The 24454-nt window shown below is 61.3% G+C and carries 21 protein-coding genes, 1 other RNA gene and 2 pseudogenes; 23 read left to right on the top strand and 1 reads right to left on the bottom strand.

Annotated features, from left to right (window positions below):
• Nucleotides 1-92: 92 nt before the first annotated feature.
• From AB2N04_RS09605 to rnpB, 8 genes are all read left to right on the top strand, one after another.
• A complete protein-coding gene (locus tag AB2N04_RS09605) occupies nucleotides 93-644 on the top strand; it encodes a TRAP transporter small permease (RefSeq protein ID WP_367718557.1) in 552 nt (183 codons plus the stop codon).
• Complete coding sequence (locus AB2N04_RS09610; RefSeq protein ID WP_367718558.1) at nucleotides 644-1948, top strand: TRAP transporter large permease; 1305 nt, start codon at nucleotides 644-646, stop codon at nucleotides 1946-1948. The genes AB2N04_RS09605 and AB2N04_RS09610 overlap by 1 nt, the downstream gene beginning before the upstream one ends.
• A 2-nt stretch (nucleotides 1949-1950) precedes the next feature.
• The gene (locus AB2N04_RS09615) at nucleotides 1951-2472 is read left to right on the top strand and encodes a winged helix DNA-binding protein (RefSeq protein WP_367718559.1); all 522 of its coding nucleotides are present in this window, start codon (nucleotides 1951-1953) and stop codon (nucleotides 2470-2472) included.
• A 130-nt stretch (nucleotides 2473-2602) separates the two neighbouring features.
• The gene (locus tag AB2N04_RS09620) at nucleotides 2603-2788 is read left to right on the top strand and encodes a hypothetical protein (RefSeq protein WP_367718560.1); all 186 of its coding nucleotides are present in this window, start codon (nucleotides 2603-2605) and stop codon (nucleotides 2786-2788) included.
• Between the two features lie 129 nt (nucleotides 2789-2917).
• On the top strand, nucleotides 2918-3628 hold the full coding sequence (locus AB2N04_RS09625; RefSeq protein ID WP_367718561.1) for a TerB family tellurite resistance protein: 711 nt from the start codon (nucleotides 2918-2920) through the stop codon (nucleotides 3626-3628).
• Nucleotides 3625-4416 carry an N-acetylmuramoyl-L-alanine amidase gene (locus AB2N04_RS09630; protein WP_367718562.1) on the top strand — a complete coding sequence of 264 codons (792 nt, stop codon included), beginning with the start codon at nucleotides 3625-3627 and terminating at the stop codon, nucleotides 4414-4416. Before AB2N04_RS09625 ends, AB2N04_RS09630 begins: the two co-directional genes overlap by 4 nt.
• Before the next feature lie 187 nt (nucleotides 4417-4603).
• A complete protein-coding gene (locus AB2N04_RS09635; protein ID WP_367718563.1) occupies nucleotides 4604-5281 on the top strand; it encodes a lytic transglycosylase domain-containing protein in 678 nt (225 codons plus the stop codon).
• 80 nt (nucleotides 5282-5361) lie between these two features.
• Nucleotides 5362-5803: RNase P RNA component class A (gene rnpB, locus AB2N04_RS09640), an RNA gene on the top strand.
• A gap of 72 nt (nucleotides 5804-5875) precedes the next feature.
• On the opposite strand, the gene AB2N04_RS09645 is transcribed toward rnpB, so the two are convergent.
• Nucleotides 5876-6985: a cystathionine gamma-lyase gene (locus AB2N04_RS09645; protein ID WP_367718564.1), complete on the bottom strand. Its 1110-nt coding sequence runs from the start codon at nucleotides 6983-6985 to the stop codon at nucleotides 5876-5878.
• 361 nt (nucleotides 6986-7346) lie between these two features.
• Here AB2N04_RS09645 and mraZ point away from each other — a divergent pair, with 361 nt between their 5' ends.
• The 15 genes and pseudogenes from mraZ to ftsA all read left to right on the top strand — a co-directional run bounded on the left by mraZ (nucleotide 7347) and on the right by ftsA (nucleotide 24441).
• Nucleotides 7347-7814, top strand: a complete 468-nt coding sequence (gene mraZ / locus AB2N04_RS09650) for a division/cell wall cluster transcriptional repressor MraZ (RefSeq protein ID WP_367718565.1) — start codon at nucleotides 7347-7349, stop codon at nucleotides 7812-7814.
• Nucleotides 7811-8830 carry a 16S rRNA (cytosine(1402)-N(4))-methyltransferase RsmH gene (rsmH, locus tag AB2N04_RS09655; RefSeq protein WP_367718566.1) on the top strand — a complete coding sequence of 340 codons (1020 nt, stop codon included), beginning with the start codon at nucleotides 7811-7813 and terminating at the stop codon, nucleotides 8828-8830. The genes mraZ and rsmH overlap by 4 nt, the downstream gene beginning before the upstream one ends.
• An 8-nt stretch (nucleotides 8831-8838) precedes the next feature.
• The gene (locus tag AB2N04_RS09660; RefSeq protein ID WP_367718567.1) at nucleotides 8839-9207 is read left to right on the top strand and encodes a hypothetical protein; all 369 of its coding nucleotides are present in this window, start codon (nucleotides 8839-8841) and stop codon (nucleotides 9205-9207) included.
• Nucleotides 9204-10928, top strand: a complete 1725-nt coding sequence (locus AB2N04_RS09665) for a peptidoglycan D,D-transpeptidase FtsI family protein (RefSeq protein WP_367718568.1) — start codon at nucleotides 9204-9206, stop codon at nucleotides 10926-10928. The genes AB2N04_RS09660 and AB2N04_RS09665 overlap by 4 nt, the downstream gene beginning before the upstream one ends.
• Nucleotides 10929-10978: 50 nt before the next feature.
• Nucleotides 10979-12433 carry a UDP-N-acetylmuramoyl-L-alanyl-D-glutamate--2,6-diaminopimelate ligase gene (locus AB2N04_RS09670; RefSeq protein WP_367718569.1) on the top strand — a complete coding sequence of 485 codons (1455 nt, stop codon included), beginning with the start codon at nucleotides 10979-10981 and terminating at the stop codon, nucleotides 12431-12433.
• A complete protein-coding gene (locus AB2N04_RS09675) occupies nucleotides 12430-13854 on the top strand; it encodes a UDP-N-acetylmuramoylalanyl-D-glutamyl-2,6-diaminopimelate--D-alanyl-D-alanine ligase (protein ID WP_367718570.1) in 1425 nt (474 codons plus the stop codon). Before AB2N04_RS09670 ends, AB2N04_RS09675 begins: the two co-directional genes overlap by 4 nt.
• 3 nt (nucleotides 13855-13857) lie before the next feature.
• Nucleotides 13858-14941 (top strand): annotated as a pseudogene (gene mraY / locus AB2N04_RS09680) (phospho-N-acetylmuramoyl-pentapeptide-transferase).
• 9 nt (nucleotides 14942-14950) lie between these two features.
• Nucleotides 14951-16348, top strand: coding sequence for a UDP-N-acetylmuramoyl-L-alanine--D-glutamate ligase (gene murD, locus AB2N04_RS09685; protein WP_367718571.1), 1398 nt, complete (start codon nucleotides 14951-14953; stop codon nucleotides 16346-16348).
• A gap of 1 nt (nucleotide 16349) precedes the next feature.
• Entirely contained in the window at nucleotides 16350-17498 is a 1149-nt protein-coding gene (gene ftsW, locus AB2N04_RS09690; RefSeq protein WP_367718572.1) for a putative lipid II flippase FtsW, read from the top strand.
• Between the two features lie 2 nt (nucleotides 17499-17500).
• Nucleotides 17501-18625 carry an undecaprenyldiphospho-muramoylpentapeptide beta-N-acetylglucosaminyltransferase gene (gene murG, locus AB2N04_RS09695; RefSeq protein ID WP_367718573.1) on the top strand — a complete coding sequence of 375 codons (1125 nt, stop codon included), beginning with the start codon at nucleotides 17501-17503 and terminating at the stop codon, nucleotides 18623-18625.
• Nucleotides 18622-20026 (top strand): annotated as a pseudogene (gene murC, locus AB2N04_RS09700) (UDP-N-acetylmuramate--L-alanine ligase). The gene murG and the pseudogene murC overlap by 4 nt, the downstream one beginning before the upstream one ends.
• Complete coding sequence (gene murB, locus AB2N04_RS09705) at nucleotides 20023-20985, top strand: UDP-N-acetylmuramate dehydrogenase (protein ID WP_367718574.1); 963 nt, start codon at nucleotides 20023-20025, stop codon at nucleotides 20983-20985. The pseudogene murC and the gene murB overlap by 4 nt, the downstream one beginning before the upstream one ends.
• 311 nt (nucleotides 20986-21296) lie before the next feature.
• Nucleotides 21297-22223, top strand: coding sequence for a D-alanine--D-alanine ligase (locus tag AB2N04_RS09710; protein WP_367718575.1), 927 nt, complete (start codon nucleotides 21297-21299; stop codon nucleotides 22221-22223).
• Nucleotides 22211-23128 carry a cell division protein FtsQ/DivIB gene (locus tag AB2N04_RS09715; protein ID WP_367718576.1) on the top strand — a complete coding sequence of 306 codons (918 nt, stop codon included), beginning with the start codon at nucleotides 22211-22213 and terminating at the stop codon, nucleotides 23126-23128. Before AB2N04_RS09710 ends, AB2N04_RS09715 begins: the two co-directional genes overlap by 13 nt.
• Nucleotides 23125-24441, top strand: coding sequence for a cell division protein FtsA (gene ftsA / locus AB2N04_RS09720; protein WP_367718577.1), 1317 nt, complete (start codon nucleotides 23125-23127; stop codon nucleotides 24439-24441). The genes AB2N04_RS09715 and ftsA overlap by 4 nt, the downstream gene beginning before the upstream one ends.
• The last annotated feature ends 13 nt before the right edge of the window (nucleotides 24442-24454 follow it).

Raw genomic sequence — 24454 nt, forward strand, 5'->3', positions numbered from 1 at the left:
TTGACCGCATCTGTGGGCGACCGGATAGCCGGTGGTCCACACTGCGTCCCCTGCGTGGCCAGAAAGAGACCGTCGGAGCGGAGACGACGACAATGAGAAAAATTCTGAACCGGCTTTATGGCACAGCCGAGTGGCTGGCCATGGCTGCGCTGTGTGCAATTGCAATTCTGGTGTTCGCCCAGGTCATGGGGCGCGTGGTCGATACCCTGCTTGGTCTGCTCGGACTGCCGCCCTATGGCTTTCTTGTGCCGTCGCTGGCCGAGATTGCCGGGTTTCTTCTGGTGGGAGCATCGTTCATGGCCCTTGCCGGCTCGCTGCGTGGCGGGGCCCAGATCCGCGTCACTCTGGGACTTACGGCCATGCCCGGGAGCATGCGCCGGGTTGCGGAAATTTTCGTTCTGGTCCTCGCTGCCGCGCTCTCCGGCTTCTTCTTCCACTACGCGGCAAAGCTGGCGCTCGACAGTTTCCGCTTCAACGAATTCTCTTATGGCATCATTGCGATACCGCTCTGGATTCCGCAGGCGGTCATGGCTCTCGGGATCGGCATTTTCACACTCGTCCTGCTGGACGATCTCTTCGCGGCTCTCGCCGGAAGGTCTCCGTCGTATCTGACGCGTGAAAACGGCGCGGCGGAGGAGGTGTGATGGACCTTCTCACCATTTCCCTGACGCTCGGCGGCCTGCTCCTCGTTTTGCTCGCCGCTGGCCTTTGGGTCGCCCTGGCGCTCATGATCGCCGGTCTTGCTGCCATCTTTATCATGGTCCCAGTGCCGCCCGGCGCCGTGATGGCCACTACGGTCTGGGGTTCCATCAACTCCTGGGACCTTGCCGCTCTGCCGATGTTTGTCTGGATGGGAGAGATCCTGTTCAGAACACGGCTCGCGGAAGACATGTTTGCGGGGCTGGCACCGTGGATGCGGCGTCTTCCCGGCCGGCTTCTGCATGTCAACATTCTGGGCTGCGCCATCTTTGCCGCCGTCTCCGGTTCGTCTGCCGCCACCACGGCCACCATCGGACGCATGTCTCTGCCCGAACTCGAAAAGCGTGGCTATGACGAGCGCATGGCTATCGGCTCGCTTGCAGGCTCCGGCACGCTCGGCTTGCTGATACCACCCTCGATCATCCTTATTGTTTACGGAGCAGCCACGGAGCAGTCCATCGCGCGGCTGTTCATGGCCGGGGTGGTTCCGGGCATGATGCTGGCAGCGCTTTTCATGGGCTATACGGCGGTCTGGTCGCTGATCAACGGTCGGCGCATGCCCGAGCCCGATGCGCGTGTTCCCTATCTGCAACGCATCTGGCAGACGCGTCGCCTGTTTCCAATCCTCGCGCTCATCGTTGGCGTTATCGGTTCGATTTATGGTGGCTTTGCTTCTCCAACGGAGGCAGCCGTCGTGGGGGTGGTTCTCTCGCTTGCACTGTCGTGGTTCACCGGCACGCTCAGTCGTGCGACATTTGCCGATGCCCTGCGCAACGCCTCACGCACCTCCTGCATGATCGTGCTCATTCTGGCTGGCGCATCGGTTTTGACGGTGGCCATGGGGTATACGGGCATTCCACGGGCGCTGGCGCAGTTCATTGCGGAGCAGGGCTATTCACCCTACGCACTGCTCGCTGCGCTGACGCTGTTCTTCGTCGTTCTCGGCTGTTTTCTGGACGGCATTTCCATTGTCGTGCTGACGGCCTCCGTCATTTTGCCCATGGTCGAGGCGGCGGGGCTCGACATCATCTGGTTCGGCATCTATCTCGTCATCGTGGTCGAGATGAGTCAGATCACGCCGCCGGTGGGTTTCAACCTGTTCGTCATTCAGGGACTGACCGGCCAAAACATTCTCAAGGTCGCCGGCATGACTCTGCCGTTCTTCCTCATGATGATCGTCGCTGTTGTATTGATCGTCCTGTTTCCGCAACTGGCGCTGTGGCTGCCGCAAAACATGCTCGCGAGGTAATGATGTCGAACGCCGAAAGGAAAGTCGGACCGGTTGTCTCCGCCGCCCATCTGGCTGCAGGCGCCATGCCGGCATTATCGGAGATCGAATTTGCGATGACCGTGATGAGCCATTCCTTCGAGCGCTGGATGGTGCGTTGCATGGCGGCAGCAGGCGTTCCGGGACTTCAGCCCACCGCCGTGCAGATCCTGCATGCGGTCAATCACAGAAACCGGGAGAAGACCCTTTCGGAACTGTGCATGATGTTCAACATCGAGGATGTGCACGTGGCCTCCTATGCGATCAAAAAACTGGCCGCTCTCGGTCTCGTCAAGACCGGTCGCAGGGGCAAGGAAAAGACGGTCAAGGCCACCGCGGAAGGTGCAGCAGCCTGTGATCGTTATCATGAAGTCCGCGAGGCACTGCTTGTTGCCAGCACCAAGCGGCTCAAGCTCGATGAAGACGCGCTTTCTGGCATCGCTGCCGTCATGCACGCACTTTCCGGCCAATACGATCAGGCCGCCCGCAGTGCCACCAGCCTTTAGGGCTTCCCCATATTCCCATAACGTTACGGTTGGTCACTCAACGTGACGAAACTCCAGGCCGGTGCGTGCATTCTACAGATGCGAGTGCGGCAACGCGCTTTGGAGATGCGCTTTTGTATGGAGAGTGGATATGAAGAAGTTTCTAGCTGCCACCGTTTCGGGACTGGCCCTTCTCGGCCTCGCCGCCTGCAGCGAAGGCGACAACACGACCACCCAGAGCATTGAGCCTGAACAGCAGGATGCAACCCCGATGGATCCGCCGGCCGCCGCTCCGGAGGTCGAGCCGGTGCCGGATCAGAACACGACCAGCCAGTAAGTTCCTGCGCATGTCAGCTCGCGAATAGAGCGCCTGACAATACCGACCGGATGGTGCGAAGGTGCCATCCGGTTTTGCTTGCGCCAAACTGCGCCTCGAAATCTTCTGCGTTTGCAGTTACAAAAACGCATGACGTTTTGGGACCGAATTACAGATTTCATCACCAGCGCGCCCGGCAATGTACTGTCGGCGATGGTCGAGGCCATTCGCACGGTGTTCGAGGGCGATCCGCAGTTGCGCCGGCGTGTCGCATTTTCGGTCGCAATCATCGCTCTCTCGGCCAAGATGGCCAAGGCAGATGGCGTTGTCACGCAGGACGAGGTGCAGGCGTTTCACGAGATTTTCTCGGTCCCGCGCGATGAGCAGGCCAATGTCGCACGGCTCTACGGCCTTGCGCAGCAGGACGTTGCAGGCTTTGAAGCCTATGCGCATCAGATGGCAAATCTCTGCGGCTATGGCGGGCCCAATTGCATGGTTCTTGAAGATATTCTCGACGCGCTCTTCCATATCGCAAAGGCCGATGGCGTGATCCACGAACGGGAAACGGCGTTTCTTCAGCGTGTTGCAGAGATTTTCGATATTGGTGAAGATCATTTCGAACAGATCCTGTCGCGGCATGCGATCAGGGGCGATGGAAATCCCTATCTCGTGCTCGGAGTGCAGCAGGGGGCTCCATTCGTCGAAATCAAGCGCCAATACCGTCGACTGGTTGCCGAGAACCATCCCGACAAGCTGATTGCGCGTGGGGTGCCTGAAGAATTTCTGGCCATTGCCAACACCCGTCTTGCGGCTATCAATGCTGCGTATGAGAGCATCGAGAAAGCGCAGGTGCGTGCTTGAGCGTGGATACTGTGAAGCCTGCCTCGTTTGAACCCGATTTCAAAGGAGCGGAGGTCTGTCCTTCGCCGAATTTCGGCGAACGCCGAGATGGGTGTGTTCCCGATGCGCTCATTCTGCACTACACGGGAATGGAAACGGGGCAGGGCGCACAGGACTGGCTTTGCGCGCCGGAGAGTGAAGTTTCAAGCCACTATCTCGTCCATGAAGACGGGCGGATCGTGCAGATGGTCCGCGAAGCTGACCGCGCATGGCATGCAGGCCGGGGGAGCTGGCAGGGGCGCGACGATGTGAATTCCTGGTCCATCGGCATCGAGATCGCCAATCCCGGCCACGCACAGGGGCTGCCAGACTTTCCCGACATCCAGATAGAAGCGGTGCTTCAACTCGGTCGCGACATCTGTCGCCGCCATGCCATCCCTGCCTGCCGTGTTCTTGGCCATTCGGACATCGCGCCAGGTCGCAAGGTTGACCCCGGCGAAAACTTTCCCTGGCAGCGTCTGGCTGCTGCGGGACTGGGCCATTTTGTGGCAACCGGTCCCGTTCAAGGGGGGCGCTGCCTTGTTCCGGGGGCGGATGGGCCGGCGGTGCCGGCCCTGCAGAGATTGCTTGCCCGATTCGGATATGGGGTGGCTGTTTCGGGAGTTTACGACAAATCCACACAAACAGTCGTGCGGGAATTCCAGCGCCATTTCAGACCTTTAGAGGTTACTGGCGTGGCTGACACGGAGACATGCGAAACTTTGCGCAAATTGTTGTATAATTTATCTGTGATTGATTCTTCTCCCTGACGGTCACTCACTCCCAAGACTGGCGCAAAATTACATCAATTCACATTTATTGAATTGAAGCGCCTTTTTTGTCTCCCTTTTGCCTGCAAAACACCGACCCGTGTTGAGGTCGTGGGACCAGGTCCCGGCCTCGTGAAAAACAAAACCTGCCGCGCCCGATGGCTGCGGCACAGATTTACGGGTCGAAATGAACATCAAAATCTTCCTCGCGGCAGCGATCGCTGTCAGCGCCGCAACGTCGTTGTCTTTTGCTTCGGAAAAGACAGGCACGGGCTCGCTCGCTGCCGCCAGCGCTTCGCAGAAGAGCGCGGCGAAAGCAAAGAATGGCAAAGAGGCGCCCAACCTCCTTCTTACAATCATTCGCGGCGGAAAAGGTTCCCAGGCAGGCAAGGTCGACAAGACCACCACTGCCTCGATCAAGCCGGACAAGAAGGCTGCTGCCCCCAAAGGCAAGAAGGCCGCCGTCAAGTCCACCGTGCGCAAGAAGGGCAAGGGCGGAACCTATCATACCATCATTGCCCAGTACGCTTCGGCTTATGGCGTACCGGTTTCGCTGGCCAATGCGGTGGTTCGGGTGGAGAGCAATTTCCGCGCAAATGCACGGGGTGCGGCTGGTGAAATCGGCCTCATGCAGATCAAGCCGGCGACGGCGCGCATGATGGGTTATCGCGGTTCGACCAAGGGGCTCTACAATCCCGATACCAACATCAAATACGGGATGAAGTACCTGGCCAAGGCGCACAAGCTTGGTGGTGGCACGACCTGCGGTACGATTCTCAAATACAATGCCGGCCATGGCGCAAAGCGCATGAATCCGATTTCTTCGCGCTATTGCTCCAAGGTGAAGCGTATTCTCGGGCAATAGGTCCGGAAATACGGGGTTTCGTGCGCAATTCCATGTGTTTTGAGTTGCGTTTTTGCGCGCGAAACCCTTTATACGACCTGCCAGTCGGTCGGACGGCCGCGCGGACGGGAGCCGAAAGGCTGTTTGCGAGGAAAGTCCGGGCTCCATGGAAAAACGGTGCCGGATAACATCCGGCGGGGGTGACCCCAGGGACAGTGCCACAGAAAGCAGACCGCCCCGCCTGTTTTTCGGTTCTTTTTCAGGCTCTTGCCGGGAACCGAAATGCTGGCGGGGTCAGGGTGAAAGGGTGGGGTAAGAGCCCACCGCGTCGACGGTAACGGAGACGGCATGGTAAACCCCACCGGGAGCAAGACCGAATAGGAATGGCGCGAGGGGCGACCCTCAGGGCATTTTCCGGCCCAGCCGTTCGGGTAGGTTGCTTGAGGCCGATGGTAACATCGGTCCCAGAGGAATGGCCGTCACGTTGCATCGTTTTCGGGCGATGCAGCCATACAGAACCCGGCTTACAGACCGACTGGCGCATTTTTCCGAATTTTGCAGGTTTTGCCGGAATTCGATGGATTTCGGCGTCGTTTCGCAGAATTCCCGACCATTTCAGGTCGTTTTCAAAGCGGTGTCGATCGCCTCCCAGAGTGTCTCTGTCGGCTCGCATCCGACCGACAGTCGAACGAAACCTTCTGCCACATCGTCACCCCATCGCGCGCGTCTCTCGGCAGAGGTGTGAACGCTTCCGAACGAGGTGGTTGCCTCGATGAGCGGGCAGGTGTCGATGAAGCGCTCCGCCTTTTCTTTCGAAGCGAGTGTCAGCCCGATGAGCGAACCGGAACGGAGCATCTGTGTTTTGGCCAGAGCATGCGAGGGGTCATCCTTGAGGCCGGGATAGCGCACCGACTGGACCATCGGATGATCTGCAAGGCGAGATGCGATGATCTCGGCGGAAGAACACATGCGGTCAAAACGCACTTCCAGCGTTTCAAGACCGCGCAGCACCAGCCATGCTTCGAACGGGCCGGGGATGACGCCGGCCAGCTTGCGCCATTCACGGATCGTTTCGATCATTTTTGCGTTGCGGCTGGCGACATGGCCGAAAAGCACGTCCGAATGTCCGTTCGGTGCCTTTGTATCGGAGGCGAGCACGATGTCGATGCCCAGATCCAGCGGGCGCTGGCCATAGGGGGTCATGGTGGTATTGTCGGCGACGGTGATCGCTCCTTCGGACCGGGCAGCCTTTGCGACCGCCTCGATGTCACAGACATCGAGACCGGGATTGGACGGGGTCTCCACAAGCACCATGCCATATCCGGAAAAACCGCCATCGAGGAATGTCGCGGTCGGTCTCGTGTCGTAGCCGATGCCAAGCCGGGTCAGGTGTTTTTCGAGCAGGACACGCGGCGTGTAGTAGCCATCGGAGGGAATGAGCACGCGATCACCGCTCGAAAGAAGGGCGAGCAGCACCGACGAAATGGCGGCCATGCCGGATGGGAAGACGAGCGCTTCCGCCTCTTCGAGATGGGCGAGGGCAGCCTCCACCGCTTCCCAGGTGGGACTGTCGAAACGGCCATACTGCCGGGCACCGGCAGGATCTCCAGGCAAGTGGAAAACGGAACTCATGACAATGGGTGTCGAAAGCGGGTCGCCCCTGGAAAGCTTCGCGGAGTGAAGGTGCGAAAGGCTTGCCGCGCGGGCGTTCTGGCTGTCGGTCATGATGTTTCTCGTGGACGTTTCGGAATTCTGGCGGCCGGTCGGCCCGGCCCCTTACTAACCTTTTGTTAGCCTTAATGCACGATAAATGACGGTGGCCCGATGCCTGTCAAAAATGCCTGTCATGGGGGTCGAAGTGAAGCTTAATCCCGTTGACGCCCATATCGGCCCATGGTACCCCATAAAACAAATCAGCGTTTCGTTGCAGTTGGAGTACGGGTCCCCTTCATGTCGGCCTTTTTTGCAGGGCGGCGTGGCAGGTGGGATTCACCCTTGCAGAGGGGCGGGCAAATGTTCGGAGAGCCGCATCTGATCGCGGCTGAAGAGATGCAAAGGGGCACGGGCCTGTTGGCCGCGACGCGTCATGGACCGGTTTCTGTCGAATGCAGTCAACAAGATCGACTCCAAGGGTCGGGTCTCCGTGCCGGCGCATTTCCGCTCCGTCGTTCAAAAACGTGGTTTTACCGAACTCTATGCGCTTCGGGCGCTCGACATTCCGGCGATGGATGTGGGCGGTCTCGATTTGCTCGACCGCTACGAGGAGCGGATCGCGCAGGAGGACCCGTTTCTGCAGACGGCGGACGACATGTCCTTTTTCGTTCATGGCGACGGTGCGTTTCTGAAACTCGACCAGGATGGGCGCATCACCGTGACGGATTTCATTCGCGAGCACACGGGCATCACGAAGGATGTGGCCTTCGTGGGCCGAGGGCTCTTTTTTCAGATCTGGGAGCCGGAGCGGCTGAAGGCCCATGGGCAGGCAGTGCGCGAACGGCTTCTGAAGCTCCGGCAGGCGGCCACATCGGCCCGAACTGCCGGTCAGTCGGAATGATGGCGGGCCCCGGCGGCGAAAGCCCGGTCGGTGGCGGACCGGCCCGCCACATTCCGGTTCTTTTGCGTGAAGTTCTCAACGCTCTTCAGCCTCTTGATGGTGCGCATTTCATCGACGGCACTTTTGGTGCCGGCGGTTACACGCGTGCGCTTCTGGAGAGCGGTGCCAATGTCACCGCGATAGATCGCGATCCTACTGCAATATCTGCCGGACAGGAGCTGGTTGAGACATGGAAGGGTTCTCTCAATCTGGTTGAGAACCGTTTCTCCCGGCTTGATGAAGTTGTCGACGATCAGGTCGATGGTGTGGTGCTCGACATCGGTGTCTCGTCCATGCAGATCGATCAGGCGGTGCGGGGCTTCTCCTTCCAGAAGGATGGGCCACTCGACATGCGCATGGAGCGCACGGGGCTGAGCGCTGCCGATGTGATCAACACCATGAAGGCGGGCGATCTGGCGCGGATCTTCGGCATTTTGGGCGAGGAGCGTCAGGCAGGGCGTATCGCGCGGGGGCTGGAGAGGCTTCGCTCCGAAAAGCCGTTCGAGACAACGCTGGATCTGGCGCACGCCGTGGAGAAGATCGTCGGTCGCCGCCCGCAGGAGAAAATTCATCCGGCAACCCGCGTCTTTCAGGGCCTGCGCATCTACGTCAATGACGAACTGGGCGAGCTGGCGCGTGCGCTCTTCGCCGCCGAGCGGGTGCTGAAGCCGGGCGGCCGCCTCGTCGTGGTGACGTTCCACTCGCTGGAGGACAGGATCGTCAAGCGGTTCATGGTCGAGCGCGCTGGCGGGCAGGGCGGATCACGTCATCTGCCCGAGGTGCACGGCGCAGCACCAACATTCCGGAAACCGGCAAAGCCTGTTGCACCTTCGTCCGAAGAGACGGAGCGGAATCCGAGAGCGCGTTCGGCGCGGCTCAGGCTCGCTGTGCGCACTGAGGCGCCAGCCGGAGAGGTTGATTTCGACATTGTCGGTCTGTCGCGGTTCCCGCGGCCGACGCGTGCAGGTGAGAGGTAGGGGCAAGGATGTTTCGCACGAGCGATATTGTGCTGATCACGGTCATGCTGGCGGCGGCAGCATTTACCTACAAGACCAAGCATGACGCCGAAGCCAAATATGAAGAACTGCGCAAGATCGAGCGGCAGGCCGAACTGGAAGAGGATTCAATCGACATCCTCAAGGCGGACTGGAGCCTTTTGACACAGCCTGCGCGACTGCAGCAACTGGCCGAGACATACAAGGATGAACTCGGGCTTGAGCCCGTGGAAGCGCCGCGCATCGCCGAGTTTTTCGACCTTCCGCAGAAAACCCTGACCATTGAAGGGCTCGTCAACGACATGGCCGATGCCGGCACGGAGCCCGACCAGACGACAACCGGGGCGGTGCAGCCATGACTGGTGCAGGTGACTTGATGGGCGGGGTGGCCACCAGCGCCGTGCGCCGGGGCGCGGCGACCATCGTGATGGATGGCGCCGGCAAGACCCGGGGCGGGCGGGCCCAGAACCGTGTCGTGATGGCAATGGCGGTGATCTTCGGCATCTATGCGGCGATCGGCGGTCGCCTCGTGCATCTGGCCATGCAGGAGGAGCCAGAGGCGAGCCTGCCTGTGGCGCGGGTGACAGCCTCGCGACCCGACCTCGTGGACCGAAATGGGGAGGTTCTGGCGACGGACATCAAGACGGCGTCACTCTTTGCAGAACCCCGCCGCATCGTGGACATCGATGAAGCGATCGAGAAACTCTCCACCGTTCTGCCGGATCTCAACTATCAGCAGACCTATCGCAGGCTGGACAGCGATGCGGGATTTGTGTGGCTGCGCCGCCAGCTCTCGCCGCGCCAGCAGGCCGATATTCTGGCGCTTGGCGTGCCCGGTCTCGGCTTCCGTACCGAAAAGCGCCGGTTTTATCCCGGTGGTCCGACGGCTTCGCATATTCTCGGCCTCGTGAACATCGACAACAAGGGCATTGCCGGTATCGAGAAGTTCGTGGACGACCAGGGGCTGGCGGACCTGCAGGCCACGGGCCTGGCGGTCGAAGGGCATCTGGAGCCGGTCCGGCTGTCGGTCGATCTGCGCGTTCAGCACATTATCCGCGACGAACTCGTACAGGCCATGGAGCGCTACAAGGCGATTGCGGCTGGCGCTGTGGTGCTGAAGGCCGATACGGGCGAAGTGGTGGGCATGGCGTCGGTGCCCGACTATGACCCGAACAACCCGGTCAACGCGCTGGACAAGGACCGGCTCAACCGGATGTCTGCCGGCGTGTTCGAGATGGGCTCCACCTTCAAGCTCTTCACCACGGCAATGGCGCTCGATTCCGGTCTGGTGAGCATTAATGACAGTTTCGACGCGACGCGCCCGATCCGGATCGGCGGGTTCACGATCAACGATTTTCACGGCAAGCGCCGGGTGCTGAGCGTTCCCGAAATCTTCATCTATTCTTCCAATATCGGCACTGCCAAGATGGCGGATGTGGTGGGAATCGACGGGCACAGGGCGTTTCTTGACAAGATTGGCCTGCTTGGCCGCATGTCCACGGAGCTGCCCGAAATCGCGCACCCGACCGAACCCAAGGAATGGAAGAAGATCAACTCGATCACCATTTCCTACGGGCACGGCGTGGCCACGACCCCCCTTCAGACCGCGATGGCGGCGGCTGCGATGCTGAATGGCGGCAAGCTTATCCCACCGACCTTTCTGCCGCGCTCGGAAGCGGAAGCCAACGAAATCGCGACGCAGGTGATCTCTGAGAAAACCAGCGCGCAAATGCGCTATCTCTTCCGTCTGAACTCGGAAAAGGGGTCTGGCCGGCGCGCCGAGGTCGAGGGCTACTACGTTGGTGGAAAGACCGGTACGGCTGAGAAGGTGGTCAATGGCCGCTATTCGAGCAGCGTGCGTTTCAACGCCTTCATCGCGGGGTTTCCGGTCGACGATCCCGAATATGTGGTGCTTGTCTTCATCGACGAACCGAAGCCTGAACGCGAAGGAATTGGCGCCACGGCCGGCCTGAACGCAGCACCGATGGTGCGCAACATCATTCGCCGTTCCGCACCTTTGCTTGGCGTGAAGCCTGAATTCGGTCAAGAAAGTGATGCTTTGCTGATTTCACAGCAGTGAGTCGGCAACGCGCCGAAAGGACGAAACAGGAATGAGAGCACCGGGGCCACATGAAGTTCAGTGAATTTGCGGACATTCTTCCTCAACAGGGACACATGCCGGCGGATGCGGATGTTCCGGGGATATCAGCGGATTCGCGAAAAGTTGGAGCCGGTGAACTCTTTTTTGCCCTGGCCGGAGCCAAGGCAAATGGCGCGGCATTTGCCGAGGAAGCCGCCCGCAAGGGCGCTATTGCCATCGTGACTGCACCGGGCGCCCTTTCCGCTGATCCGGGAATACCGGTGATCGAAACGGACGATCCCCGACATGCGCTGGCGCTGTGCGCTGCGCGGATGTTTTCGCGCCAGCCGGAAACCATGGTTGCAGTCACCGGCACAAGCGGCAAGACCTCTGTCGCCTCGTTCACCCGCCAGATCTGGGAGCACGCCGGATTGCCGGCGGCCAGCATCGGCACCACCGGCGTGGTGGCGCCTGGGCGAGACGAGTATGGCGAGCTGACCACACCCGACCCGATTGCGCTGCATCGCCTGCTCGACGAACTGGCGGGAGACGGGGTGAGCCATGCCTCCATGGAGGCTTCAAGCCATGGTCTCGACCAGCGCCGTCTCGACGGGGTGCGGCTATCGGCTGCCGGCTTCACCAATCTCGGCCGCGATCACATGGATTATCATCCCACGGTCGAGGACTATCACAGGGCGAAGCTGCGCCTCTTCGACACGCTGTTGCCCAAAGGCGCGCCGGCGGTCATCTTCGCTGACGATGAATGGTCCGATCCGACCGTTGCGGCTGCGAAGGCGGCTGGGCTGGATGTGCGAACCGTGGGGCGCAGGGGAGCGTTTCTGACGTTGAAGCGGGTCGAACATGAGCGCCATCGCCAGCGGGCCGAAGTGGACGTGGACGGGATCATTTTCGAGATCGACCTGCCGCTTGCGGGCGATTTTCAGGTGGCCAATGCGCTGGTTGCGGCGGGCCTGGCGATCAGCACCGGTACCTCCGAGGAAAACGTTTTTGCCGCGCTGGAACAGCTCAAGGGCGCTTCCGGGCGTCTGGAACTGGTTGGCACGGCGGCGAATGGCGCTCAGGTCTATGTCGACTATGCGCACAAGCCCGACGGGCTGGAGAAGGTGTTGCAGTCGGTGCGGCCCTTTACCACCGGTCGTGTGATCGTCGTTTTCGGCTGTGGCGGTGACCGCGACACCGGCAAACGGCCCATCATGGGCGAGATCGCCGCGCGGCTGGCCGATGTGGCGATTGTGACGGATGACAATCCGCGCTCGGAAGACCCCGCATCAATCCGCGCGGCCATCATGGCGGCGGCACCGGGTGCGCGTGAGATCGGCGACCGGCATGAAGCGATCCGCGCTGCTGTCGCGATGCTTGAAGAGGGCGATACGCTGATCGTTGCCGGCAAGGGGCATGAAACAGGACAGGAAATCGCCGGCGAAAAGCATCATTTCTCCGATCATGAGGAAGTGCGTGCCGCACTCGCGGAGCGGGACGGATGAGCGTGCTGTGGACACAGGAGGCGCTGGTGCAGGCGACGGGCGGCAGGCCGCTTGGTCAGCCGGCACCTGCGATTACGGGAATTTCCATCGATACGCGGACGCTTCAGCCGGGCGACGCGTTCTTTGCCATTGAGGGCGAGCGGTTCGACGGGCACGACTTCGCCACCGCAGCCATGGCCGCCGGCGCATCGGTGCTTGTTGTATCGGAAGCGAAATTGCCCGCTCTTGGCCGGCTGGCCGTGCCGATGGTGGTGGTGCCCGATGTGCTTGAGGCGCTGAACGATCTGGGGCGTGCCGCGCGGCTTAGAACCCCTGCAAAGGTGGTGGCCGTGACCGGATCGGTGGGCAAGACGACGACCAAGAACATGATGCGCCAGGCATTTTCTGCCTGCGGCAGTGTCCATGCCGCGGATCGCTCGTTCAACAACCACTGGGGCGTGCCGCTGACGCTGGCGCGCATGCCGGCGGACTGCGATTATGCGATCTTCGAGATCGGCATGAACCACCCGGATGAAATTCGACCGCTGGTGAAGATGGTGCGCCCGCACGTCGCGGTGGTGACGCTGGTGGCGGCGGCACATCTGGGCTTTTTCAAGAATGTCGATGAAATTGCCCGCGCCAAGGGAGAGATTTTCGAAGGCGTGGTCAAGGGCGGGGCAGCGCTTGTCAATCGCGATGACAAACGCTGGAAGCTGCTTGCGGCGATTGCCGACGAGGCCGGGGTGAAGACGATTGCCGGCTTTGGCGAGAATGCGCGCGCCGACATCAGGCTCATGCATGCCGAATGCGGGGCGCGTTCATCCACATTTGCCGTGAAGATCGATGGCGAGGAGCTGGAAGTGCGCCTCGGTGCCCCGGGGCGGCACATGGTGCAGAACGCTCTGGCGACGCTGGGCGCGGTGCATCTGGCGCGTGCTGATGTGCAGAAGGCGGCAATGGCGCTTGGCTCTTTCGGCTCCGAAGCCGGACGCGGCGCGCAGCATCGGCTGATGCTGGAGGGTGGTGCATTCACGCTGATCGATGAAAGTTTCAATGCCAATCCGGCCTCGATGGCGGCGGCCTTCGATCTGCTCAGGCGCACGGATGTTGGAGAAGGTGGGCGGCGCATTGCCGTTCTTGGCGACATGGCCGAGCTTGGAAAGCACGCGGAAGCGCTGCATGCGGGGCTTGCCGAAATGGTGACGGAAGCGGGCACGGATCTTGTTTTTCTTGCCGGGACCGAGATGAAGGCGCTGGCTGCGGCCCTGCCGGAGGGGCTGCCGGTGGAACATCGCGATGCGACGGAGGATCTGCGCGATCTCGTGGTGAATGCGGTGAAGCCCGGCGACGCCGTGATGATCAAATCTTCGAAGAGCATCGGCTTCAACAAACTGGTCGACGCCTTTTTAAACACTTATGCGGGCGCGGCGACGGGGGACTGATCCATGCTCATGATGCTCGTTGAACTGGCCGATGAAGTTTCGGTCTTCAACGTATTCCGTTACATCACCTTTCGCACCGGTGGAGCGCTGATCACCTCGGCGCTGATCGTGTTTCTGTTCGGGCCGATGATCATCGCCTCGCTCAGGGTGCGGCAGGGCAAGGGACAGCCGATCCGCGCTGACGGGCCGCAGACCCATTTCAAGAAGGGCCGGTACGCCGACCATGGGCGGGCTCATGATGCTGTCGGGCATTCTGGGCTCGTGCGCGCTGTGGGCGAACCTTTCCAGCGTTTATGTCTGGGTTGTGTTGATGGTGACGGTGAGTTTCGGCGCCATCGGCTTTTATGACGACTATCTGAAGGTAACGAAACAGTCGCATCTGGGCTTTTCGGGCAAGGCGCGGCTGTCGGCGGAGTTCCTGATCGCGGGGCTTGCTGCCTGGACCATCATGCAGGCGGGGCAGGCGCCGTTTTCCTCGTCGCTAACCTTTCCCTTCTTCAAGGATTTTCTGCTCAATCTGGGAATTTTCTTCATTCCGTTCGCGGCCTTCGTGATCGTGGGGGCGGGCAATGCGGTGAACCTGACGGACGGGCTCGACGGGCTTGCGACCGTGCCGGTGATGGTGGCGGCGGCGTCATTCGGGGTGATCGCCTATCTCTCGGGCAACGCCATTTTCGCCAACTATCTGCAGATCCATTTCGTGCCGGGCACGGGTGAGCTGGCGGTGATCCTGGGTGCGGTGATCGGCGCGGGGCTCGGCTTCCTGTGGTTCAACGCGCCGCCGGCGGCGATCTTCATGGGCGACACCGGCTCGCTGGCGCTGGGCGGCCTGATCGGTTCCGTGGCCGTGGCGACCAAGCACGAGATCGTGCTCGCCATTATCGGCGGTCTGTTCGTGGTGGAGATCCTTTCGGTGATCATCCAGGTGGCGGTGTTCAAGCTGACCGGCAAGCGCGTGTTTCTGATGGCGCCGATACACCATCATTTCGAGAAGCTTGGCTGGACGGAAAGCCAGGTGGTGATCCGTTTCTGGATCATCGCGGTGCTGTTGGCGCTCATCGGGCTTTCGACCCTCAAGCTGCGCTAGGCGAAACGCATGATCCCGGCCTCGGTTTTCAAGGACAGGTCCATCGCTCTTTTCGGGCTCGGCGGCTCGGGCATCGCCACGGCGCATGCGCTCATGGCCGGGGGCGCGCGGGTAACGGCGTTCGACGACAATCCCGACAGTGTGGCGCGGGCGGCGGGTGAGGGCGTGCCGACACAAAACCTGCGGAAGATAGACTGGGGAAAGCTGGATGCCTTCGTGCTTTCGCCGGGCGTGCCGCTGACGCATCCGCGCCCGCACTGGAGCGTGGACCTGGCGCGGGCAGCAGGTGTGGAGATCATCGGAGACGTGGAGCTCTTTGCACGCGAGCGTCGGTCGCATGCGCCCGATGCCCCCTTCATCGCCATTACGGGCACCAACGGAAAATCGACGACGACGGCGCTAATCGCCCATGTCTTGAAGAGTGCGGGGCGCGATACGCAGATGGGCGGCAATATCGGCCGCGCCGTGATGACGCTGGACGCGCCGAAAGCGGGGCGGCATTTCGTGGTGGAGTGTTCATCCTACCAGATCGATCTGGCGCCGACGCTCGATCCATCTATCGGCATCTTGCTCAATCTGTCGCCGGATCACCTGGATCGCCACGGCTCCTTCGAGAATTATGCCGGCATCAAGGAACGGCTGGTGGCCAAGAGCGGGCTGGCGATTGTCGGTGTCGACGATCCCGATTGCCGGCACATTGCCGACCGGCTGGAGAGGGCTGGACGGAGAGTGCAGCGCATCTCGGCGACGTCATCGCTCTCGGATGGTTTTTATCCCGAGGGTACAAATCTGATGCGCGCGTTGGGTGGCGTTTCCGAAAGGCTTGCCACGCTCGAAGGGATTGGCTCGCTGAGGGGGGCGCACAATGCGCAGAATGCGCTTGCCGCACTCGCAGCCTGTCTCGACTGCGGCCTTTCGGACCGGGAGATCCAGGCCGGCTTCAACAGCTTTCCGGGCCTTGCTCACCGCATGGAACAGGTGGCGCGCAGGGGACGGGTGCTCTTCGTCAACGATTCCAAGGCGACCAATGCCGATGCGGCCGAGCGGGCGCTCGCCAGTTTTGAGCGGATCTACTGGATTGCCGGTGGCCTGCCCAAGGAGGGCGGCATAGAGAGCCTGAAGCCGCTCTTTCCGCGGATCTCAAAAGCCTATCTGGTGGGAGAGGCCGCACCTTCTTTCGCTGCCACCATCGGGGAGGCGACGGCATTCGAGATTTCGGGTACCATAGACAAGGCCGTCGAGCATGCGGCGCGCGATGCCGAAAGCGATCCCGCGCCAGAAGCGGTGGTTCTGTTTTCGCCGGCCTGTGCGAGTTTCGATCAGTTCAGAAATTTCGAGGTGCGTGGCGATGCCTTTCGCGAAGCGGTGCGCTCGCTTGCCGGCACCGAGATGATGGGGAGCATGTGACATGGTGAGCCGCACGGACCGAAGTGCCGTTGCCAACTGGTGGTGGACCATCGACCGCTGGTTTCTCGGCGCGTTTCTTCTGCTTATGGGGCTGGGCGTTGTTCTTTCCTTTGCTGCCAGCCCGGCTGTGGCGGAGCGCATCGGTCTGTCGAGCTTTCACTTTGTGACCCGACAGCTCATCTACATGGTGCCGGCGGTGGCCGTGATGATCGGCGTCTCGTTCCTCAGTCCGCGGCTGGTGCGGCGTCTCGCCCTCGTGATGCTGGTGGGCGCGCTCGCACTGATGGTGCTGACGCTGTTTGCCGGCATGGAGGTCAAGGGATCGCGTCGCTGGCTGCATATTTTCGGCATATCCGTTCAGCCATCGGAGTATCTCAAACCTGCCTTCGTCGTCATTTGCGCTTGGCTATTCCATGAACATGCGCGTCAGCCTGAAATTCCCGGCAATCTGTTTGCGATGCTTCTGCTTGGACTTGTCATCGCACTTCTTGTCGCGCAGCCCGACCTTGGCCAGACGATGCTGGTTCTGGGCACATGGGGAGCGATGTTCTTCATTGCGGGCATGCCCTGGCTGTGGATCGCCGTTCTCGGCCTTTTTGGGGCGGGTGGCGCTTTCATGGCCTATACGGTCTTTCCGCACGTGGCCGATCGCATTGATCGCTTCTTGACGGGAGAAGGCGATACCTATCAGGTGGACATGAGCATTGAAGCGATCACCCGCGGAGGCTGGTTCGGGCGAGGACCGGGCGAGGGGACCGTGAAGCGGATTCTTCCCGACAGTCACACCGATTTCGTGTTCGCGGTGGCGGGGGAGGAATTCGGCATCATTCTATGTCTGATCCTTCTTGGCCTGTTTGCCTTCGTGGTGCTGCGGGGACTGTCCAAGGCGCGTCGCGAAGACGACGATTTCACGCGTTACGCGGTGAGCGGTCTGGTGATCCTGTTCGGCTTCCAGTCCATCATCAACATGGGCGTGAATGTGCGCATGCTCCCTGCAAAGGGCATGACACTGCCCTTCATTTCCTATGGTGGCTCGTCGCTGATCGCGATTGCCATTGCCATGGGCTTCGTTCTGGCGCTGACCCGTCGAAAACCTGAAAAACGGCGCCCGGTCGCCTATCCTTCAGGGCGCGAAGCCGTTACGGGGTAAACATGACCAAAGGCACTGTACTTCTTGCCGCCGGTGGCACCGGCGGGCACCTCTTTCCGGCCGAAGCCCTTTCTCACGCATTGCGCGTACGCGGGTGGCAGGTGCACCTGGCAACCGACAGGCGGGCGGCGCGTTTTGCGAGTGCCTTCTCCGAGACGGATACTCACATTGTCGAAAGCGCGACATTCGGATCGAAAAACCCGATCGCGCTGCTGAAATCGGCCTGGACAATCTGGCGGGGCGTGAAACAGGCTTCGGTGCTTTTGCAGCGCCTGAAACCGGCTGCGGTTGTGGGGTTTGGCGGATATCCGACCCTGCCTCCGCTTTATGCCGCCTCGCGCCGCGGGATCCCCGCGCTTTTGCATGAACAGAATGCCGTCATGGGGCGCGCCAACCGGGCACTTGCAGGCCGGGTGCAGGCCATCGCCGGAGGCTTTTTGCCGGACGAGGGGCCTCTGGCCGACAAGATCGTTGCGACGGGCAATCCTGTGCGGCCGGCCGTTGTCGAAGCCGCAGGACAGCCCTATCGCAAAGCCGGCGCGCGCGAACCCTTCCGACTGCTCGTCTTCGGTGGAAGCCAGGGAGCGCAGTTTTTTTCTGAGGCACTTCCTCAGGCAATTGCCGGGCTCTCCGACGAACTGCGCGGTCGTCTCGTGGTGACCCAACAGGCAAGGCCCGAGGATGAGGCCAAGGTGCGCGCCGCTTATGCCGCGCTGGGGGTTGAAGCGGAGATTGCAACCTTCTTCACCGACATGGCGCGGCGGATTGCCGAAAGCCATCTGGTGATCTCGCGTTCGGGTGCATCGACCGTTTCGGAGATTGCCGCGATTGGTCGGCCTGCCTTTCTGGTGCCTTACCCGCACGCACTCGATCACGATCAGGCCGCAAATGCGGCCGCGCTCGAACGAGCAGGTGGGGCGGAGCTCCATGCCCAGTCGACGCTTTCCGTCGAGCGGCTCGTGGAGCTGATCGAGGGTGCCATGTGTGACCCCGAACGTCTTGCAGGGATGGCGGAAGCAGCACGCGGTGTCGGCAGGCCCGATGCGGCGGAGTTGCTTGCAGACCTGGTTGAGGCTATTGCCTCCGGCCAATCCGCAAAAACAGTGAAAGAAGGAAGCCACGCATGAAAATGCCGCAGACGATCGGAACCGTGCATTTCGTCGGCATCGGCGGCATCGGCATGAGTGGCATCGCCGAGGCGCTGCATACGCTGGGCTACAAGGTGCAGGGTTCGGACCAGGCGGAAAACGCCAATGTGGTGCGCCTGCGCGAGAAGGGCATCGAGGTTTTCGTCGGACACGCGGCAAACAATCTGGGTGAGGCTGAAGTCATCGTCGTTTCCACGGCTATTCGCAAGGACAATCCCGAGCTCGTGGCCGCGCGCGAAAAGCATCTGCCCATCGTGCGCCGTGCAGAAATGCTGGCCGAACTGATGCGGTTTCGCCAGGCGGTTTCCATTGGCGGCACGCATGGCAAGACCACCACCACATCCATGGTGGCGGCGCTGTTCGATGCGGGCGGGTTCGATCCGACAGTCATCAATGGCGGTATCATCAATGCCTATGGCACCAATGCCCGGATGGGCGATGGCGACTGGATGGTGGTGGAAGCCGATGAAAGCGATGGCAGCTTTCTCAAGCTTCCTTCCGAGATCGCAGTGATCACCAATATCGACCCCGAGCATCTCGATCACTATGGCGATTTCGACAAGTTGCGCGCTGCGTTTCGCCAGTTTGTCGAGAATGTACCGTTCTACGGTTTTGCGGCAATGTGCATCGATCATGCCGAGGTTCAGGCGCTGGTTAGCCGTATCGAGGACCGCCGGGTTGTCACCTATGGCGAAAATCCGCAGGCGGATGTTCGGTTTGCCAATCACCGGATGGATGGGCCGGTTTCGGTGTTCGACGTTGTTTTCCGCGACCGCAAGACGGGCGGGGAGGAAAGGCTGGATGGGCTGCGTCTTCCCATGCCGGGCAAGCACAATGTGTCGAACGCGACGGCGGCGATTGCCGTGGCTCATGAACTGGGCATCGATCATGACGCAATCCGCGCGGGCCCTCGCTGGGTTCGGCGGCGTGAAGCGTCGCTTCACGTTGACGGGCACGTGGAACGGTGTGAGCGTCTTCGATGATTACGGGCATCACCCGGTGGAGATAAGGGCGGTTCTGAAGGCCGCACGCGAAGCCTGCGGGGGACGGATTCTCGCCATTGCACAACCGCACCGCTATTCACGCCTGCACGACCTCTACGACGATTTCGCAGCATGCTTCAATGAGGCGGACAAGGTATTGATCGCCCCGGTTTATGCCGCGGGTGAAGAGCCGATCGAAGGGGTTTCGTCTGAGGCGCTGGTGTCGCGCATCCGCGCCGCCGGCCACCGCGATGTCGCCCATATCGAGGGACCGGAAGCGGTGGGGCCGATTGTGCGGGGGTGGGCGCAGGAAGGCGACTTCATCGTCTATCTGGGCGCCGGCAACATCACACAATGGGCTTATGCGCTTCCCGACGAGCTGGGGGCGGAGGGATGAGCGGGGCGGCTCTGCTTGATCGTCTTGGCGACCGTCTCTCGGGTCTCAGGGGACGTCTGACCCCGGACGCGGGCATGGACAAGATCACCTGGTTTCGCGCGGGCGGCCCGGCTGATGCGCTTTTCCAGCCTGCCGATGAAGAGGATCTGGCCGCTTTTCTGCAGGCGGTACCGGAAGACATTCCCGTTACGATGGTGGGGATCGGCTCCAATCTGCTCGTGCGCGAGGGGGGCATTCGCGGTTTTGTGGTGCGGCTTTCGGCCAAGGGGTTTGGGCAGGCGGAGGCAATTTCGGACACGCGCATTCGCGCCGGTGCGGCCATTCCCGACAAGCGCCTTGCCGCAACCGCCCTTGAAGCCGGTATTGGCGGTTTTCACTTTTATCACGGCATACCCGGCGGGCTGGGTGGCGCGCTGCGCATGAATGCGGGCGCCAATGGCGTGGAAACCCAGGATCGGGTTGTCGAGGTGCGCGCACTCGACCGCAAGGGTGAACTTCACGTGTTCTCGAATGCGGATATGGGATACGCCTATCGGCACTCATCGGTGCCGGGCGATTTGATCTTCACGTCGGCGGTGATGGAAGGCTACGCGGAAGATCGCGAGACAATCCGCAAAGAGATGGATGCCGTGCAGCATCATCGCGAGACGGTGCAGCCGGTGCGCGAAAAGACGGGGGGGTCGACCTTCAAGAATCCGCCCGGCACCTCGGCCTGGAAAGAGGTCGACAAGGCGGGTTGTCGCGGACTGACCATCGGCGGAGCGCAGATGTCTCCGATGCACTGCAATTTCATGATCAACACCGGCACGGCAAGCGGCTACGATCTCGAATATCTGGGCGAGACCGTCCGTGCCAGGGTTCTTGAGCATTCCGGAATTCGCCTGGAATGGGAGATCAAACGTATCGGTGCGTTCCGAAAGGGGCGTGAGATCGACCCGTTGCTGGGGCAGATGCTCTGAAGCAGGCGTTGCCTTTCGACCGGACGGGACAGCGGCAGTCTGAATGTTTTGGGGGAAGGGGGGACCCTTCTGTCAAGTTGCGCGCCTGTGTGGTTTGCGTTCACGAAGTGTAAAATTTTCAGAAAATTGAATCCCGGGGAATCTCAGGCTCTTGCCTTGGAATCAAAGCTCTGATTCTTTGGGGCATAAGTAATCACTGATTTGAGTCGCGGCGTTCGGGTCGGGGGCTTTCCTTTGCAGGGAGGTCTTATTCGGCCAATGCAGCATATTGCCCGAAATTCCGGGCAGCCGGACAAGGGGGTCGCCGGGAAATGAAGAGAAAGCACGTTGCCGTCCTGATGGGAGGTTTTTCTTCCGAGCGGCCTGTCAGTCTTTCTTCCGGCGCAGCCTGCGCGGATGCTCTCGAAGTCGAGGGTTATGCCGTCACGCGGGTGGATGTGGGGCGCGATGTTGCGCGGGTTCTCTCGGAGCTCAACCCGGATGTTGCGTTCAATGCACTCCATGGCCCCTTTGGCGAGGATGGCGCAATTCAGGGGATTCTGGAATATCTCGATATTCCCTACACGCATTCAGGCGTGCTCGCCTCGGCGCTTGCCATGGACAAGCAGCTTGCCAAGATCATTGCGCAGTCGCATGGAATTCCGGTGGCCGAGGCGCTGGTGGTGAACCGGTTCGAGCTTGGTGGCGAGCATCCCATGGAGCCGCCCTACGTTGTGAAGCCGGTCAATGAGGGGTCGAGTTTCGGTGTGGTGATCGTGGCCGAGGGGCAGGGCGCGCCGCCGCAGATCATCGGTTCGCCCGAATGGCAGTATGGCGAACGTGTCATGGTGGAGCGCTACATTGCCGGGCGCGAATTCACCTGCACGGTGATGGGGGATCGTGCGCTTGGGATTGCGGAGATCATCCCGGTTGGTCATGCCTTCTACGATTATGACTCAAAATATGTTCCAGGCGGCTCAAAACACGAATGCCCGGCAAAAATTTCACCAAATATTTACCAAAAAATAGAGACACTGGCGCTTAAGGCACACAAGGCAATCGGCTGTCGGGGCGTTTCCCGGTCCGACTTCCGTTTTGACGATAGCAAGTCCGGAGATGGGGAGCTTGTCTGGTTGGAGGTGAACACGCAGCCCGGCATGACGCCGACCTCCCTGGTGCCCGAGATCGCCGCTGCGGCGGGAATTGGTTTTGGTGAATTGTTGAGTTGGATTGTGGAGGACGCCTCGTGTTCTCGCTGACGTCATCTGAGGCCGGGTCATACCGGAGCCTGGCACGCAGACGCGGCGACGTCGTGCTGCCGCGCTGGTTGCGCCGGCCGGCCCGGTTTATGCATCGCGTCAATGCAGGCGAGGTGGAAGCGCCGCGCTATGGCGCAAGCATCGCGACAGCGGTTCTGCTGTGCGCGACGGCCGTGTATGGCACGATTGCCGGTGGGCATCTGCCGCAGGTGGCGCAGAGTGTGAGCGCCCGCACGGGGCTTGCGATTGCACAGGTCAACGTGGTTGGAAACGAGGAAACCTCCGAGATCGATGTGCTCCAGGAAGTGGGACTGAATGGCTGGACGGCCCTCGTGGGGTTCAATGCGGAAGAGGCGCGGCAGCGTCTTTCGGATCTGCCCTGGGTCGAGGGCGTGGCCGTGAAGAAGGTTTATCCCGCCACGCTTGAGGTTGACATTGTCGAGAAGAAGCCGTTTGCGATCTGGCAGCAGGGCAACAGGCTCTCGCTGATCGAGAAGGACGGGTCGGTGATTGCGCCCTTCGATGGAGCGCGGCATGCGGATCTGCCGATGGTGATCGGCGTCGGTGCGCGCGAGGCGGGGCCCGAGTTCATTGCAAAGGTTGCGCGTCATCCCTCGATTGCCGATGCCGTGCGCGCCTATATCCGCATCGGCGACCGGCGCTGGGATCTGCGGTTGAAGAATGGTGTGACGATCAAGCTGCCCGAGCACAGCGAGGAGCTGACGCTGGCGACGCTGGCGGCTCTTGATCGCAAGAACGGACTGCTTTCGCGCGACATCACCTCGGTGGACATGCGCCTTCCCGACCGCATGGCGATCGGGCTTTCGCAAGAGGCGGCCAAGGCACATCAGGAAAAGATGCGGGAGCGCTACAAGGCGCGGATCGCGGGCGGGGCACAGATATGAGCTGGCTGTCCGATTCCAAGAAAAGCTCTGCGCGCCGCTCGGGCATCATCACCGTTCTGGATGTCGGATCGAGCAAGGTCTGCTGCATCATCGCCAGGCTGATGCCTGCCGAGGAGGGCCGGGCGCTGCGTCATCGAACGCACCGGGTGAAGGTGATCGGCATCGGTCACCAGCAGTCGCAGGGTGTCAAATCGGGCGTGATCATCGATCTGGACCGGGCGGAAGAAGCGATCCGGCTGGCGGTCGATGCGGCCGAGCGTATGGCAGGTCTCACGGTGGACTCGCTGCTCGTGAACGTTTCTGCCGGGCGGCTGGGAAGCGAGACGGTTTCGGCTTCGATCAGCCTTGGCGGGCATGAGGTTACGGCCTCCGACATCAATAGGGTTCTTGCAGCGGGCGCACGCGAAGGGCTGGAGAGCCAGCGCGAAGTGGTTCACTCGCTGGCGACGGGGTTCAGCCTTGACGCGGAACGGGGCGTTCGTGATCCGCGCGGGATGGTCGGCGCGGAACTGGGCGTCGACATGCATATCCTGACCGCGGATGCGGCGCCGTTACGCAATCTGGAACTGTGCATCAACCGTTCGCATCTTTCCGTCGAGCGCATGGTGGCCACGCCCTATGCAAGCGGTCTGGCCGCGCTGGTGGATGATGAGGCGCAGATGGGAGCTGCCTGCATCGACATGGGTGGCGGCACGACCACGATTTCCGTGTTCGCAGAGGGCAAGTTCGTGTGGGCCGATGCTTTGCCTGTTGGCGGAAACCACGTGACGATGGACCTGGTGCGGGGGCTTTCGGCCAGGGTGGAAGATGCCGAACGGCTCAAGGTGATGCATGGATCCGCGCTCATGTCTTCGAGCGACGATCGGGATATCGTGTCGATCCAGCCGATGGGAGCGGACCCTTCCGAGCAGCCTGTTCAGGTGCCGCGTGCGGTGATGACGCGGATCATACGTGCGCGCATCGAAGAGACGCTGGAGATGGCACGCGACAAGCTCAACCGCTCCGGCTATGGCGGCCTTGTCGGGCGCCGCGTGGTTCTGACCGGTGGTGCAAGCCAGCTTGTGGGGCTGCCCGAGGCGACCCGCAGACTTTTTGGCCGCAATGTGCGGCTGGGACGCCCGCTGGGGGTGGCGGGTCTGCCCGAGGCGGCCAAGGGGGCGGCATTCTCCGCCTCCGTGGGGCTGTTGATTTATCCGCAGGTAGCGGAATTCGAAAACCGTGGCCGCAGCGGCAAGAGCGGCATATTCACCCGCGCGACCGGCACTGGTGGCCGGTTTCAGCGCGTCAGCCAGTGGCTGAGAAGCAACTTCTAGCGGGGGCGCGCCC

It is taken from the genome of Nitratireductor sp. GISD-1A_MAKvit, from assembly GCF_040819555.1.
GTDB lineage: Bacteria > Pseudomonadota > Alphaproteobacteria > Rhizobiales > Rhizobiaceae > Nitratireductor.